10 protein-coding genes and 1 pseudogene are annotated in these 10,891 nt (G+C 58.5%); 6 read left to right on the top strand and 5 right to left on the bottom strand.

The window, feature by feature from the left end; genetic code table 11:
- Positions 1-86: 86 nt before the first annotated feature.
- Positions 87-1,433, bottom strand: coding sequence for a class II 3-deoxy-7-phosphoheptulonate synthase (locus PMI22_RS23275; RefSeq protein WP_007943716.1), 1,347 nt, complete (start codon positions 1,431-1,433; stop codon positions 87-89).
- A 147-nt stretch (positions 1,434-1,580) separates the two neighbouring features.
- On the opposite strand from PMI22_RS23275, the gene PMI22_RS23280 reads away from it, so the two are divergent.
- Positions 1,581-2,336, top strand: coding sequence for a spermidine synthase (locus PMI22_RS23280; RefSeq protein ID WP_007943714.1), 756 nt, complete (start codon positions 1,581-1,583; stop codon positions 2,334-2,336).
- A 53-nt stretch (positions 2,337-2,389) separates the two neighbouring features.
- Here PMI22_RS23280 and PMI22_RS23285 read toward each other — a convergent pair whose 3' ends face one another.
- Complete coding sequence (locus PMI22_RS23285) at positions 2,390-3,181, bottom strand: crotonase/enoyl-CoA hydratase family protein (RefSeq protein WP_007943713.1); 792 nt, start codon at positions 3,179-3,181, stop codon at positions 2,390-2,392.
- Positions 3,182-3,603: 422 nt separating this feature from the next.
- Between PMI22_RS23285 and PMI22_RS23290 the strand changes: the two genes are divergently transcribed.
- Positions 3,604-5,277 carry a DEAD/DEAH box helicase gene (locus PMI22_RS23290; RefSeq protein ID WP_007943712.1) on the top strand — a complete coding sequence of 558 codons (1,674 nt, stop codon included), beginning with the start codon at positions 3,604-3,606 and terminating at the stop codon, positions 5,275-5,277.
- Between the two features lie 187 nt (positions 5,278-5,464).
- Here PMI22_RS23290 and PMI22_RS23295 read toward each other — a convergent pair whose 3' ends face one another.
- Positions 5,465-6,232, bottom strand: coding sequence for a DODA-type extradiol aromatic ring-opening family dioxygenase (locus tag PMI22_RS23295; protein WP_007943711.1), 768 nt, complete (start codon positions 6,230-6,232; stop codon positions 5,465-5,467).
- A gap of 102 nt (positions 6,233-6,334) precedes the next feature.
- On the opposite strand from PMI22_RS23295, the gene PMI22_RS23300 reads away from it, so the two are divergent.
- Positions 6,335-6,991, top strand: a complete 657-nt coding sequence (locus PMI22_RS23300; RefSeq protein WP_007943710.1) for a thiopurine S-methyltransferase — start codon at positions 6,335-6,337, stop codon at positions 6,989-6,991.
- A 100-nt stretch (positions 6,992-7,091) separates the two neighbouring features.
- Here PMI22_RS23300 and htpX read toward each other — a convergent pair whose 3' ends face one another.
- Positions 7,092-7,982 (bottom strand): protease HtpX, encoded by an 891-nt coding sequence (htpX, locus tag PMI22_RS23305; protein ID WP_007943709.1) that lies wholly within the window; start codon positions 7,980-7,982, stop codon positions 7,092-7,094.
- Between the two features lie 318 nt (positions 7,983-8,300).
- Positions 8,301-9,512 carry a pyridoxal phosphate-dependent aminotransferase gene (locus tag PMI22_RS23310; protein WP_007943708.1) on the bottom strand — a complete coding sequence of 404 codons (1,212 nt, stop codon included), beginning with the start codon at positions 9,510-9,512 and terminating at the stop codon, positions 8,301-8,303.
- Positions 9,513-9,738: 226 nt separating this feature from the next.
- On the opposite strand from PMI22_RS23310, the gene msrB reads away from it, so the two are divergent.
- The 3 genes and pseudogenes from msrB to PMI22_RS23325 form a co-directional block, all read left to right on the top strand.
- Positions 9,739-10,134 carry a peptide-methionine (R)-S-oxide reductase MsrB gene (msrB, locus tag PMI22_RS23315; protein WP_007943707.1) on the top strand — a complete coding sequence of 132 codons (396 nt, stop codon included), beginning with the start codon at positions 9,739-9,741 and terminating at the stop codon, positions 10,132-10,134.
- A gap of 103 nt (positions 10,135-10,237) precedes the next feature.
- On the top strand, positions 10,238-10,723 hold the full coding sequence (locus PMI22_RS23320) for a glutathione peroxidase (protein WP_007943706.1): 486 nt from the start codon (positions 10,238-10,240) through the stop codon (positions 10,721-10,723).
- Positions 10,720-10,891 (top strand): annotated as a pseudogene (locus PMI22_RS23325) (MarR family transcriptional regulator); the annotation flags it as partial. The gene PMI22_RS23320 and the pseudogene PMI22_RS23325, both read left to right, overlap by 4 nt.

Raw genomic sequence — 10,891 nt, 5'->3', positions numbered from 1 at the left:
AGGCTCGCTCCCACATTAGATCGCGTCCTTCCGGACAACTCGGTCAACTGTGGGAGCGAGCCTGCTCGCGATGGAGGCGACGCGGTTTAGCGCCGTACCTGCTTCAGTGTCTCGGCAATCAAAAACGCCAATTCCAGCGACTGATCTGCATTCATCCGCGGATCACAATGGGTGTGGTACCGGTCCGACAACCCATCCTCGGTAATCGGCCGCGCCCCCCCAATGCATTCGGTCACGTTCTGCCCGGTCATCTCGATGTGGATACCGCCGGCATAACTGCCTTCCGCTTGATGAACCTGGAAGAACTGCTTCACCTCGCCAAGGATCTGCGCGAAATCGCGGGTCTTGTAGCCGCTGCTGGCCTTGATGGTATTGCCGTGCATCGGGTCGCAACTCCAGAGCACTTGCTTGCCTTCGCGCTGCACGGCGCGAATCAATGCCGGCAGGTGATCGCCGACCTTGTTGGCGCCCATCCGCGCGATCAGGTTCAGGCGACCGGGATCGTTGTCCGGGTTCAGCACGTCGATCAGACGAATCAGCTCCTCAGGGTCCATGCTCGGGCCAACCTTCACTCCGATCGGGTTATTCACCCCACGCAGGAATTCGACGTGTGCGCCATCGAGTTGACGGGTGCGGTCGCCGATCCACAGCATGTGCGCCGAGCAATCGTAGTAATCGTTGGTCAGGCTGTCGCGTCGCACGAAGGCTTCTTCGTAGTTCAGCAGCAGCGCTTCGTGGGCGGTGAAGAAACTGGTTTCGCGTAACTGCGGCGAGGTGTCCATGCCGCAGGCGCGCATGAATGCCAGGGTTTCATCAATGCGGTCGGCCAGGTGGCTGTATTTTTCCGCCAGTGCCGAGTTGGCGATGAAGTCCAGGTTCCACTTGTGCACCTGATGCAGGTCGGCAAATCCGCCTTGGGCGAATGCGCGTAGCAAGTTCAAGGTGGCGGTGGACTGGTGGTAGGACTGCAGCAGGCGTTCCGGGTCCGGCACGCGGCTTTTTTCATCGAAACCGATGCCATTGACGATGTCGCCCCGGTAGGCGGGCAGGGTCACGCCGTCGATCGTTTCGTCATTGGCCGAGCGTGGCTTGGCGAACTGCCCGGCCATGCGACCGACCTTGACCACCGGGCAGCCGGCGGCAAAGGTCATGACGATGGCCATTTGCAACAGAACTTTGAACGTATCGCGAATTTTCGCGGCAGAGAACTCGGCGAAGCTCTCGGCGCAATCGCCACCTTGCAACAGGAACGCGCGCCCTTGGGTCACTTCGGCAAACTGACGGCGCAACTCCCGGGCCTCACCGGCAAATACCAATGGCGGATAACTGGCCAGGGTTTGCTCGACCTGCTGCAAATGAGCGGCGTCGGGGTAATGGGGTTGTTGCTGGATCGGCAGGGCGCGCCAGCTGTCAGGGCTCCAGGGTTGGCTCATCACGTTCTCTAGTGTTTTACGCTCGGACTGCCATGTTATCAGCAATTAGTGCGTGACCTGTTCCCGTCGCATCGCGGACAATCGCGCCTTTGCCGCGCCCCCTCGCGGTTTATTGCGTTGCCGCGTCGGCAACGATCAGGAGACGAAATGACTGAGGAGCGCGTCGAGCATCTGCTCGCCGAGGTACAGGATGAGTTCGGCGTAATACGCGTGCTGGAAGTGGCTGACTACCGTTTTCTGGAGTTCGGCGATGCCATCGAACAGAGCTGCGTCTTCACCGCTGATCCGAGCTGGCTTGAGTACGACTATACCCGGGCGATGCTGATCGGTGCGTTGTGCCACGAGCAGCCGGAAAGCGCGCTGTTTCTGGGGCTTGGCGCGGGAACACTGACCCAGGCGTGCCTCAAGTTTTTGCCGTTGGAAGATGTCGAGGCGATTGAATTGCGCCCGGACGTACCGCGCCTGGCCATCGAATACCTTGGGCTGGAAGACGATCCTCGGCTGTATATCCGCGTCGGTGATGCACTGGAGCTTCTTGATACCGCTGAGCCGGCGGACCTGATCTTCGTCGACCTTTACACCGATGTCGGGCCGGGTGTCGGGCATCTGGCCTGGAGCTTTCTGGAAAACTGTCAGAAACGCCTGAATCCGGGTGGCTGGCTGGTGATCAACCAATGGGCCACCGATGATGGCAAACCGTTGGGGGCTGCGTTGTTGCGTGGGCTCTATCACCGGCATTACTGGGAGCTGCCGGTGAAAGAGGGCAATGTGATTTTGCTCGTGCCTTCGGAGCTGGATCAGGAACTGGACATGGACGGTTTGATCGCGCGGGCGCAAGGGCTGGCGCCCCGACTGGGGTATTCGTTGCAGTCGCTGATCAAGGCGATTCGCCCGGCGACTTGATGTGTTGTCTTTAATGGCCTCATCGCGGGCAAGCCCTCAAAACCAACACAAAACTAAAGCCCTTTGAAGATCCCGGGCCGCTTCTCGACCATCGACCGCACCCCTTCCTTGGCATCCTCACTCGCCATCAATTTTTTCACCAGCGGCGGTAATCCCAGCGCCGCTGCGGTTTCCCCTTCATAGCGCGCCTGTCGTGCTGACATCAGCGTCGCCTGCACGCCCAGTGGTGCCTGGCTGGCAATCCGTTCGGCCAATTCAATGGCCCGTGGCAGCAGGTCCTCGCTGGCCATGACTTCCTGGACCAACCCCATGCGCAACGCTTCATGGGCATCGAAATCATCGCCGGTCAGCAGCCAACGCATCGCATTGCCCCAGCCAGCCAGCTGGTGCAGACGCAATGTCGCGCCGCCGAACGGGAAGATCCCGCGTTGTACTTCTTTCTGGGCGAATCGGGTATTGCTGGCGCACAGGTTGATGTCTGCGGCCAGCATCAACTCAATGCCGATGGTCAGGCAGTAGCCCTGCGCGGCAACAATCACCGGTTTGCTGACTCGGGGGCCGGCAAAAACACCCCATGGATCGTAGCCCCCCGGCGGTATTTGCCAGCCTTCGGCCAACGCTCCGCTCGCGCTGACCAGATCCAGCCCGGCGGTGAAATGCTCGCCATGGGCGAACACCACCGCGATCCGCGCGTCGATGTCAGCCTCGAACTCGCCATAAGCCAGGCTCAGCTCGTTGAGCAGCTCAAGATCAAAGGCATTGCGCTTGGCCACCCGATCCAGGCCGATCATCAGGACATGACCGTGTCTTTCGCGGGTTACACGACTGCTAGCGGGCTGATTCATGGAGCAAAATCCTCGGACGGGAAGGGGGTGTCAGACCGCAGGACGCCCTGATAACGATGAACCGTTTTAGCGCCATCGCCAGCGGGGCCGGGCCTTTGAAAAATAGACCGTCACAGGAATATCCGCAAAGCCTGTGACACAACGGTGTATCCGTCAGTTTTCCGACAAATAATGCTCCCTTTTTGGGCGAATTCCGGTATAGTGCGCGCCGGCCTTTAACCGGGCCGCGTTTAGGTAGCGCAATTCCCCGAAGTCAGCTTCGGCTGCACGTCCGCACAGCGGACTCTCCCTTGACGAATCTTTTTCATTCATTCGTTTTCGCAAATCCCCGCCGACAAAGCAGCCAGGGCGACTCTTGAGTCTTACACGGCATGCGCAGCTTTGGAGCATGGGTCTTTGCGGATGCACTTAGAGGCAGACCCATGACCCAGGAAACCGGCGGCTTCGCCGCTTTTAATCTTAATCCGAATATCCTTGCAGCCGTCATTGCGACTGGCTACGAAGAGCCTTCGGCTATTCAGCAGCAATCGATCCCGATCATCATGGCCGGCCACGACATGATTGGCCAGGCGCAAACCGGTACCGGTAAAACCGCCGCGTTCGCCCTGCCGATCCTGCATCGCATCGATCCTGCCAAGCGCGAGCCGCAAGCCCTGATCCTGGCGCCAACCCGTGAGTTGGCGCTGCAAGTAGCAACCGCTTTCGAAACCTACGCCAAGCAAATGCCGGGCGTTACCGTTGTGGCCGTTTACGGCGGCGCCCCTATGGGTCCTCAACTGAAAGCAATCCGTAATGGCGCACAGATCGTTGTCGCCACTCCGGGCCGTCTGTGCGACCACCTGCGTCGTGACGAAAAAGTCCTGGCTACCGTGAACCACCTGGTTCTCGACGAAGCGGACGAAATGCTCAAGCTGGGTTTCATGGACGACCTCGAAGTTATCTTCAAGGCACTGCCTGCAACCCGTCAGACCGTATTGTTCTCGGCCACCCTGCCGCAGTCGATCCGTGCCATTGCAGAACGCCATCTGCGCGATCCGCAACACGTGAAGATCCAGACCAAGACTCAGACCGTTACCGCGATCGAACAGGCTCACCTGTTGGTTCACGCTGACCAGAAGACCTCGGCTGTATTGAGCCTGCTGGAAGTGGAAGATTTCGACGCCCTGATCATGTTCGTGCGCACCAAGCAAGCGACCCTGGACCTGGCCAGTGCCCTGGAAGCCAAAGGCTACAAAGCCGCTGCGCTGAACGGTGACATTGCCCAGAACCAGCGTGAGCGCGTGATCGAATCCCTCAAGGATGGCCGTCTGGACATCGTTGTGGCGACCGACGTTGCTGCTCGTGGCCTGGACGTTCCGCGCATCACTCACGTATTCAACGTTGACATGCCGTACGATCCGGAATCCTACGTTCACCGTATCGGCCGTACCGGCCGTGCCGGTCGCGAAGGTCGTGCACTGCTGCTGGTGACTCCGCGTGAGCGCCGCATGCTGCAAGTGATCGAGCGCGTAACCGGTCAAAAGGTTGCCGAAGTTCGCCTGCCGGACGCTCAGGCCGTTCTTGATGCCCGCATCAAGAAACTGACCAACAGCCTGTCGCCGCTGGTTGCCGATGCTGAGTCGACCCACGGTGATCTGCTGGATCGCCTGACTGCCGACATCGGTTGCACCCCGCGTGCACTGGCCGCTGCTCTGCTGCGCAAGGCAACCAACGCTCAGGCGCTGACCCTGGCTGCGATCGAGAAAGAACGTCCATTGGTGCCGAACAACGCACCGCGTGGCGATCGTCCAGAGCGTACCGGTGATCGTCCAGACCGTGGTGATCGTGAGCGTCGTGCTCCGGTTCCATTGGCTGAAGGTCGTGCTCGTTGCCGTACCGCGCTGGGTGCGCGTGATGGTATCGCTGCCAAGAACCTGCTGGGCGCCATCCTGAACGAAGGTGGTCTGGCTCGTGAAGCCATCGGTCGCATCCAGGTGCGTGACAGCTTCAGCCTCGTCGAGCTGCCGGAAGATGGTCTGGAAAAACTGCTGACCAAACTGAAGGACACTCGCGTTGCCGGTAAGCAGTTGAAACTGCGTCGCTATCGCGAAGATTGATCCGCTCTTGAGCTGATTGATCGCACATAAAAAATCCCCGACTGGTTCGGGGATTTTTTTTGCCTGATCGTTCCCACGCTCTGCGTGGGAATGCAGCCGGGGACGCTCCGCGTCCCAGAAGCTGACGCAGAGCGTCCATTGATTCATTCCCACGCAGAGCGTGGGAACGATCATCGCGGTCTACCGATCAGCCAAAGCGATAAATGTCCATGCCCAGCGCACCCATGGTGAAACCCTGATGCGCAATACTGAACTCACCCCCGGCCCCGCGGGCAAAGTACAACGGCAACAAATGCTCGTCACTCGGGTGATTACGCACGGCATTCGGCGCTTGCTGACGATAATCGTGCAGCGCCGCTTCGTCGTTGGCCGCGAGTTTCTCGATCATCCAGTCGCGGAAGAATTTGGCCCATGGCTCGACGCTTTCCGGTCCTGCGTGCCAGTCCAGTTCACGCAGGTTGTGCGTGATGCTGCCAGAGCCGATCAGCAGCACGCCCTGTTCACGCAGGCTGGCCAAGGCATGGCCGACACGGGTTTGCAGGGCAGGGCCACCACGGGTGGGCAGCGAGACTTGCACCACGGGGATATCGGCTTGCGGATACATCAATGTCAACGGCACCCACACACCGTGATCGAATGGACGTTTGGTATCGAGTCGTGCCGGTAGATCGGCGGCCTTCAGTAACGTCACAACGTCTGCCGCCAATAGGGGATCCCCTGGTGCCGGGTATTGAACATCGAACAGCGCCTGTGGAAAACCGCCGAAGTCGTGCCAGGTTTCCGGTTGGGGATTGCCGCTGACCAGCAGTTCGTTGCTTTCCCAGTGCGCGGATACCATCACGATGGCTTTTGGTTTCGCAATGTCGGCGGCCAGTCGAGCAAGGGCCGGGCCGCTGGCGCCAGGTTCCAGCGCCAGCATGGGGGAGCCGTGGGATATGTAAAGGCTAGGGAACATGAATCAGCTCCTGAGAGTAAGATGGCACCATCTTCAGTCAGATCATTGATCTAAATCTAATATAAGTTTTAGGGTCTTTTGATCGAATTTTTGGGATTAATTATGCAGCCGGAGTTTTGGCACAAACGATGGGCGTCGAATCAGATCGGCTTTCATCTGCCGGAAGTGAATCCTTATCTGCAGCGTTTCTGGCCGCAATTGGGTCTGGAAGATGGCGCGCGCGTACTGGTGCCGCTGTGCGGGAAGAGTCTGGATTTGCTGTGGCTTGCACGCGAAGGGCATGAGGTTTTGGGCGTTGAGCTCTCGGAAAAGGCCATTGAGGATTTCTTCAATGAGCATCAGCTTGATCCTGACGTCAGCGAGCAAGGGCCTTTCAAGGTTTACCGCGCAGGTTCTATCGAATTGTGGTGCGGTGATTTCTTTGAGTTGACGGCCGGCGATGTCGCCGACTGCAGCGCACTGTACGACCGCGCGGCGTTGATTGCCTTGCCCCCGAAAATGCGCGAACAGTATGCCTCGCACCTGAACCGCATTTTGCCGAAGGAGTCGCAGGGGTTGTTGATTACCCTGGACTACGATCAGGCGCAAATGGACGGCCCACCGTTTGCTGTGCTGGATGATGAAGTGAGGCGGTTGTTCGGTGGGTCGTGGGCCTTGAAGATCCTGGAAGATCAGGATGTTCTGAGTGCGAGCGGAAAATTCCTGGAGGCGGGTGTCACTCGACTTGAGGAGCGGGTGTATCGGGTTTCCAGCCGTTAGGTTGCGTTGAATTTGCTGGCCCCTTCGCGAGCACTGCATCAATACAGCAAATAAAAAAAAGCCCGCATCACTGCGGGCCTTCTTTTTTGGTGGTGAATAATCAGCGCTGAAGTCGAGCCAGTGCGTTGATACGCTCTTCCAGCGGAGGGTGGCTCATGAACATCCGGGCGAACCCTTGCTTGATGCCACCGTTGATGCCAAAGGCGTTCAGGGTATCCGGCATGTGCACCGGCAGGCCCTGTTCGGCGCGCAGGCGTTGCAGTGCGCCGATCATCGCGCCAGTACCGGCTAGGCGTGCACCGGCTTCGTCGGCACGGAATTCACGCTTGCGCGAGAACCACATGACGATGGAGCTGGCCAGAATGCCCAGAACCAGTTCGGCGAAGATGGTTGCCACGTAGTAGGCAATACCTTGGCCTTCTTCGTTCTTGAAGATCACCTTGTCGACAAAGTTGCCGATGATCCGTGCGAAGAACATCACGAAGGTGTTCACCACGCCCTGAATCAGCGCCAGGGTGACCATGTCGCCATTGGCCACGTGGCCAATTTCGTGGGCCAGTACAGCTTTCACTTCATCGGGCGAGAAACGCTCCAGCAAGCCCTGGCTGACCGCGACCAGTGCGTCGTTCTTGTTCCAGCCCGTAGCGAACGCGTTCGCCTCGTAAGCCGGGAAGATTCCGACTTCAGGCATCTTGATCCCGGCTTCCCGGGACAATTGCTCGACGGTTTGCAGCAGCCATTGCTCGTGACGGGTGCGTGGCTGGGTGATGATCTGGGTGCTGGTGCTCATCTTCGCCATCCACTTGGAGATGAACAGCGAGAACAGCGAACCGGCAAAACCAAAGACCGCACAGAAAATCAGCAGCTGATTGAGGTTCAGATCAACCCCGTTGGCCGCCATGAACCCGTTGAAGCCGAAAAGGCTCAGGGTGATGCTGGCAATCAGCACGACCGCCAGGTTAGTGGCCAAAAACAGCAGGATGCGCATCATGGTTGTAGAAATCTCCTTTTGCTAAAGATATAGCGTACTGCGGGGTATATAAGGTGCTGCACCGGGCTATTCAACCGGGTGACTATTTCAAACTGTTTCCTACAGCAACAGTGTAGTCGCTTGCAGGGCATTTCCGACGCGGGCATGGGAAGTGTTTGACAGGCAGCGCGCAGAGCAAACCTCCGTGGTTGTTAGACGCGAGCACCAAAAAGTTGATCAGGCATCGCATGAAGCAAGGGTGTACGGCCGGACGCAGAGATGTGTTGCTGAATCAATCGCCGTGGGACTTTTTCAAAAAATCCCACGGCGACAGACCCGTTACTGGCGGTAGGACTTGAGGAAGTTGCCGATCCGGCCGACGGCCATCTCCAGGTCATCCACACGCGGCAGGGTCACCACGCGGAAGTGGTCCGGCCAAGGCCAGTTGAAGGCGGTGCCCTGAACCACCAGCAGCTTCTCGGAGAGCAGCAGGTCGAGCACGAACTTTTCATCATTGTGGATCGGGCAGACTTTCGGGTCGATCCGCGGGAACGCATACAGTGCGCCCATCGGCTTGACGCAACTCACGCCCGGAATGTCGTTGAGCAGTTCCCAGGTGCGATTGCGCTGTTCCAGCAAGCGGCCCTGGGGCAGGACCAGGTCATTGATGCTCTGGTAGCCGCCCAGTGCGGTCTGGATGGCGTGCTGGCTCGGCACGTTGGCGCACAGGCGCATGTTGGCCAGCATGTCGATGCCTTCGATGTAGCTCTGCGCGTGATGTTTGGGGCCGGAGATGGCGATCCAGCCGGAACGGAAGCCCGCCACGCGATAGGACTTGGACAGGCCGTTGAAGGTCAGGCACAGCAGGTCCGGGGCCAGGGAAGCGGTGCAGATGTGCACAGCGTCGTCGTACAGGATCTTGTCGTAGATCTCGTCGGAGAACACCACCAGGTTGTGTTGACGGGCCAGTTCCAGCATGCCCAGCAATACTTCCTTCGAATACACCGCGCCGGTCGGGTTGTTCGGGTTGATGATCACCAGCGCCTTGGTGTTCGGGGTGATTTTGGCCTTGATGTCGGCCAGGTCAGGCCACCAGTTGGCTTGCTCATCGCACAGGTAATGCACCGGGTTGCCGCCCGACAGGCTGACCGCGGCCGTCCACAACGGATAGTCCGGGGCGGGCACCAGCACTTCGTCGCCGTTGTTGAGCAGGGCTTGCATCGACATCACGATCAGCTCGGAAACGCCGTTGCCCAGGTAGATGTCTTCGATGCCGACGCCTTCAACCTGCTTCTGCTGGTAGTACTGCATCACGGCCTTGCGCGCGCTGAACAGGCCTTTGGAATCGCTATAGCCCTGGGCGGTCGGCAAATTGCGGATCACGTCCTGGAGGATTTCGTCCGGCGCTTCGAAACCAAAAGGCGCCGGGTTGCCGATGTTCAGCTTGAGGATGCGATGACCTTCCTCTTCCAGGCGCTTGGCGTGCTTGAGCACTGGGCCGCGAATGTCGTAGCAGACGTTGGCGAGCTTGTTCGATTTGCTGACCTGCATGGCGATGTGTTCCCGAAAATGAACGATCCAGGCGGCGTATGAACTACCGTACTGGGAATCCTGCGTATTCACACAGGCCTGACGCCTTTAGATGCAGCACCCATAAATCCGTTTGAATGCGCGTGGTCTGGCTGCCAGACTGGCGTTTGACGAGGCGCAATCATACGTGCCGCCTGATCCGTGGAAAAGGTACAGATCGGGCTTTTTCAGCTGCTGAGGTGTGATGATGGAAAAGTTGGAAAAAACCCTGGAAGAATGGAAGGCAATGCTCGACCCGGAGCAGTACAACGTGTGCCGCCTCAAAGGCACCGAGCGACCGTTTTCCGGTAAATACAACGGCACCAAGACTCCGGGTGTTTATCACTGCATCTGCTGCAACGAACCGTTGTTTGATTCCAAGACAAAATTCGACGCCGGCTGCGGCTGGCCGAGCTTCTACGCACCGATCGGCGACAGCGCGATGGTCGAGATCCGTGACGTCAGCCACGGCATGATCCGCACTGAAGTGGTTTGCGCCAAATGTGATGCACACCTTGGGCACGTGTTCCCGGATGGCCCACCACCCACCGGTCTGCGTTATTGCATCAACTCGGTGTGTCTGGACCTGGTGCCGCGCGAATAAGTAGCTGTGAGTGGTCCATTGATCACTCTCCGGATATTTAAATTGCACACAATTCAATTGCTCGCTATGTTTATCTCATCTTCTTTCTTCAAGAGTGCAAGTCATGACCGACAATCTGCTGAGCATCCCGTGCACCACCATCAAGGGTGAGCAAAAGACCCTGGCGGATTACGCGGGCAAAGCCGTGCTCGTGGTCAATACCGCCAGCAAGTGCGGCTTCACCCCGCAATACAAGGGGCTGGAGGAGTTGTGGCAAACCTACAAGGACCAAGGGCTGGTGGTCCTGGGCTTTCCGTGCAATCAGTTCGGCAAACAGGAACCCGGTAACGAAGGTGCCATTTCCGAATTTTGCGAATTGAATTTCGGTGTCAGCTTCCCGCTGTTCAAGAAAATCGAAGTCAACGGTGCCGGCGCGCATCCGTTGTTCGTTCAGTTGAAAAAACGCGCACCGGGCGTGCTGGGGTCGCAGGGCATCAAATGGAACTTCACCAAGTTCCTGATTGGCAAGGACGGTCAGTTGGTCAAGCGCTTCGCTCCGGCGACCAAGCCCCAGGACCTGAGCCGCGAGATCGAAGCCCTGCTCAAATGAACACCCTGTCCGCCGATTCCCTGAAGCTCGACAGTCAGCTCTGTTTCAAGCTCTACGCCGCGTCCCGGGCGGTGATTCGCGCCTACAAGCCAATGCTCGACCAACTCGGCCTGACCTACCCGCAATACCTGGCCATGCTGGTGTTGTGGGAGTGGCAGGGAGCCGCTC

Origin of the sequence: Pseudomonas sp. GM21, assembly GCF_000282215.1 — a bacterium.
In the GTDB taxonomy this organism is placed as follows: Bacteria; Pseudomonadota; Gammaproteobacteria; order Pseudomonadales; family Pseudomonadaceae; genus Aquipseudomonas.
Note: the sequence above shows the minus strand (reverse complement) of the source record. Positions and strands in the feature narration are given on the sequence as shown.

What these genes read in the sequence shown, in the direction of transcription:
- PMI22_RS23275 (WP_007943716.1), bottom strand. Translation starts at nt 1,433, where the DNA reads ATGAGCCAACCCTGGAGCCCTGACAGCTGGCGCGCCCTGCCGATCCAG.
- PMI22_RS23280 (WP_007943714.1), top strand. Translation starts at nt 1,581, where the DNA reads ATGACTGAGGAGCGCGTCGAGCATCTGCTCGCCGAGGTACAGGATGAG.
- PMI22_RS23285 (WP_007943713.1), bottom strand. Translation starts at nt 3,181, where the DNA reads ATGAATCAGCCCGCTAGCAGTCGTGTAACCCGCGAAAGACACGGTCAT.
- PMI22_RS23290 (WP_007943712.1), top strand. Translation starts at nt 3,604, where the DNA reads ATGACCCAGGAAACCGGCGGCTTCGCCGCTTTTAATCTTAATCCGAAT.
- PMI22_RS23295 (WP_007943711.1), bottom strand. Translation starts at nt 6,232, where the DNA reads ATGTTCCCTAGCCTTTACATATCCCACGGCTCCCCCATGCTGGCGCTG.
- PMI22_RS23300 (WP_007943710.1), top strand. Translation starts at nt 6,335, where the DNA reads ATGCAGCCGGAGTTTTGGCACAAACGATGGGCGTCGAATCAGATCGGC.
- htpX (WP_007943709.1), bottom strand. Translation starts at nt 7,982, where the DNA reads ATGATGCGCATCCTGCTGTTTTTGGCCACTAACCTGGCGGTCGTGCTG.
- PMI22_RS23310 (WP_007943708.1), bottom strand. Translation starts at nt 9,512, where the DNA reads ATGCAGGTCAGCAAATCGAACAAGCTCGCCAACGTCTGCTACGACATT.
- msrB (WP_007943707.1), top strand. Translation starts at nt 9,739, where the DNA reads ATGGAAAAGTTGGAAAAAACCCTGGAAGAATGGAAGGCAATGCTCGAC.
- PMI22_RS23320 (WP_007943706.1), top strand. Translation starts at nt 10,238, where the DNA reads ATGACCGACAATCTGCTGAGCATCCCGTGCACCACCATCAAGGGTGAG.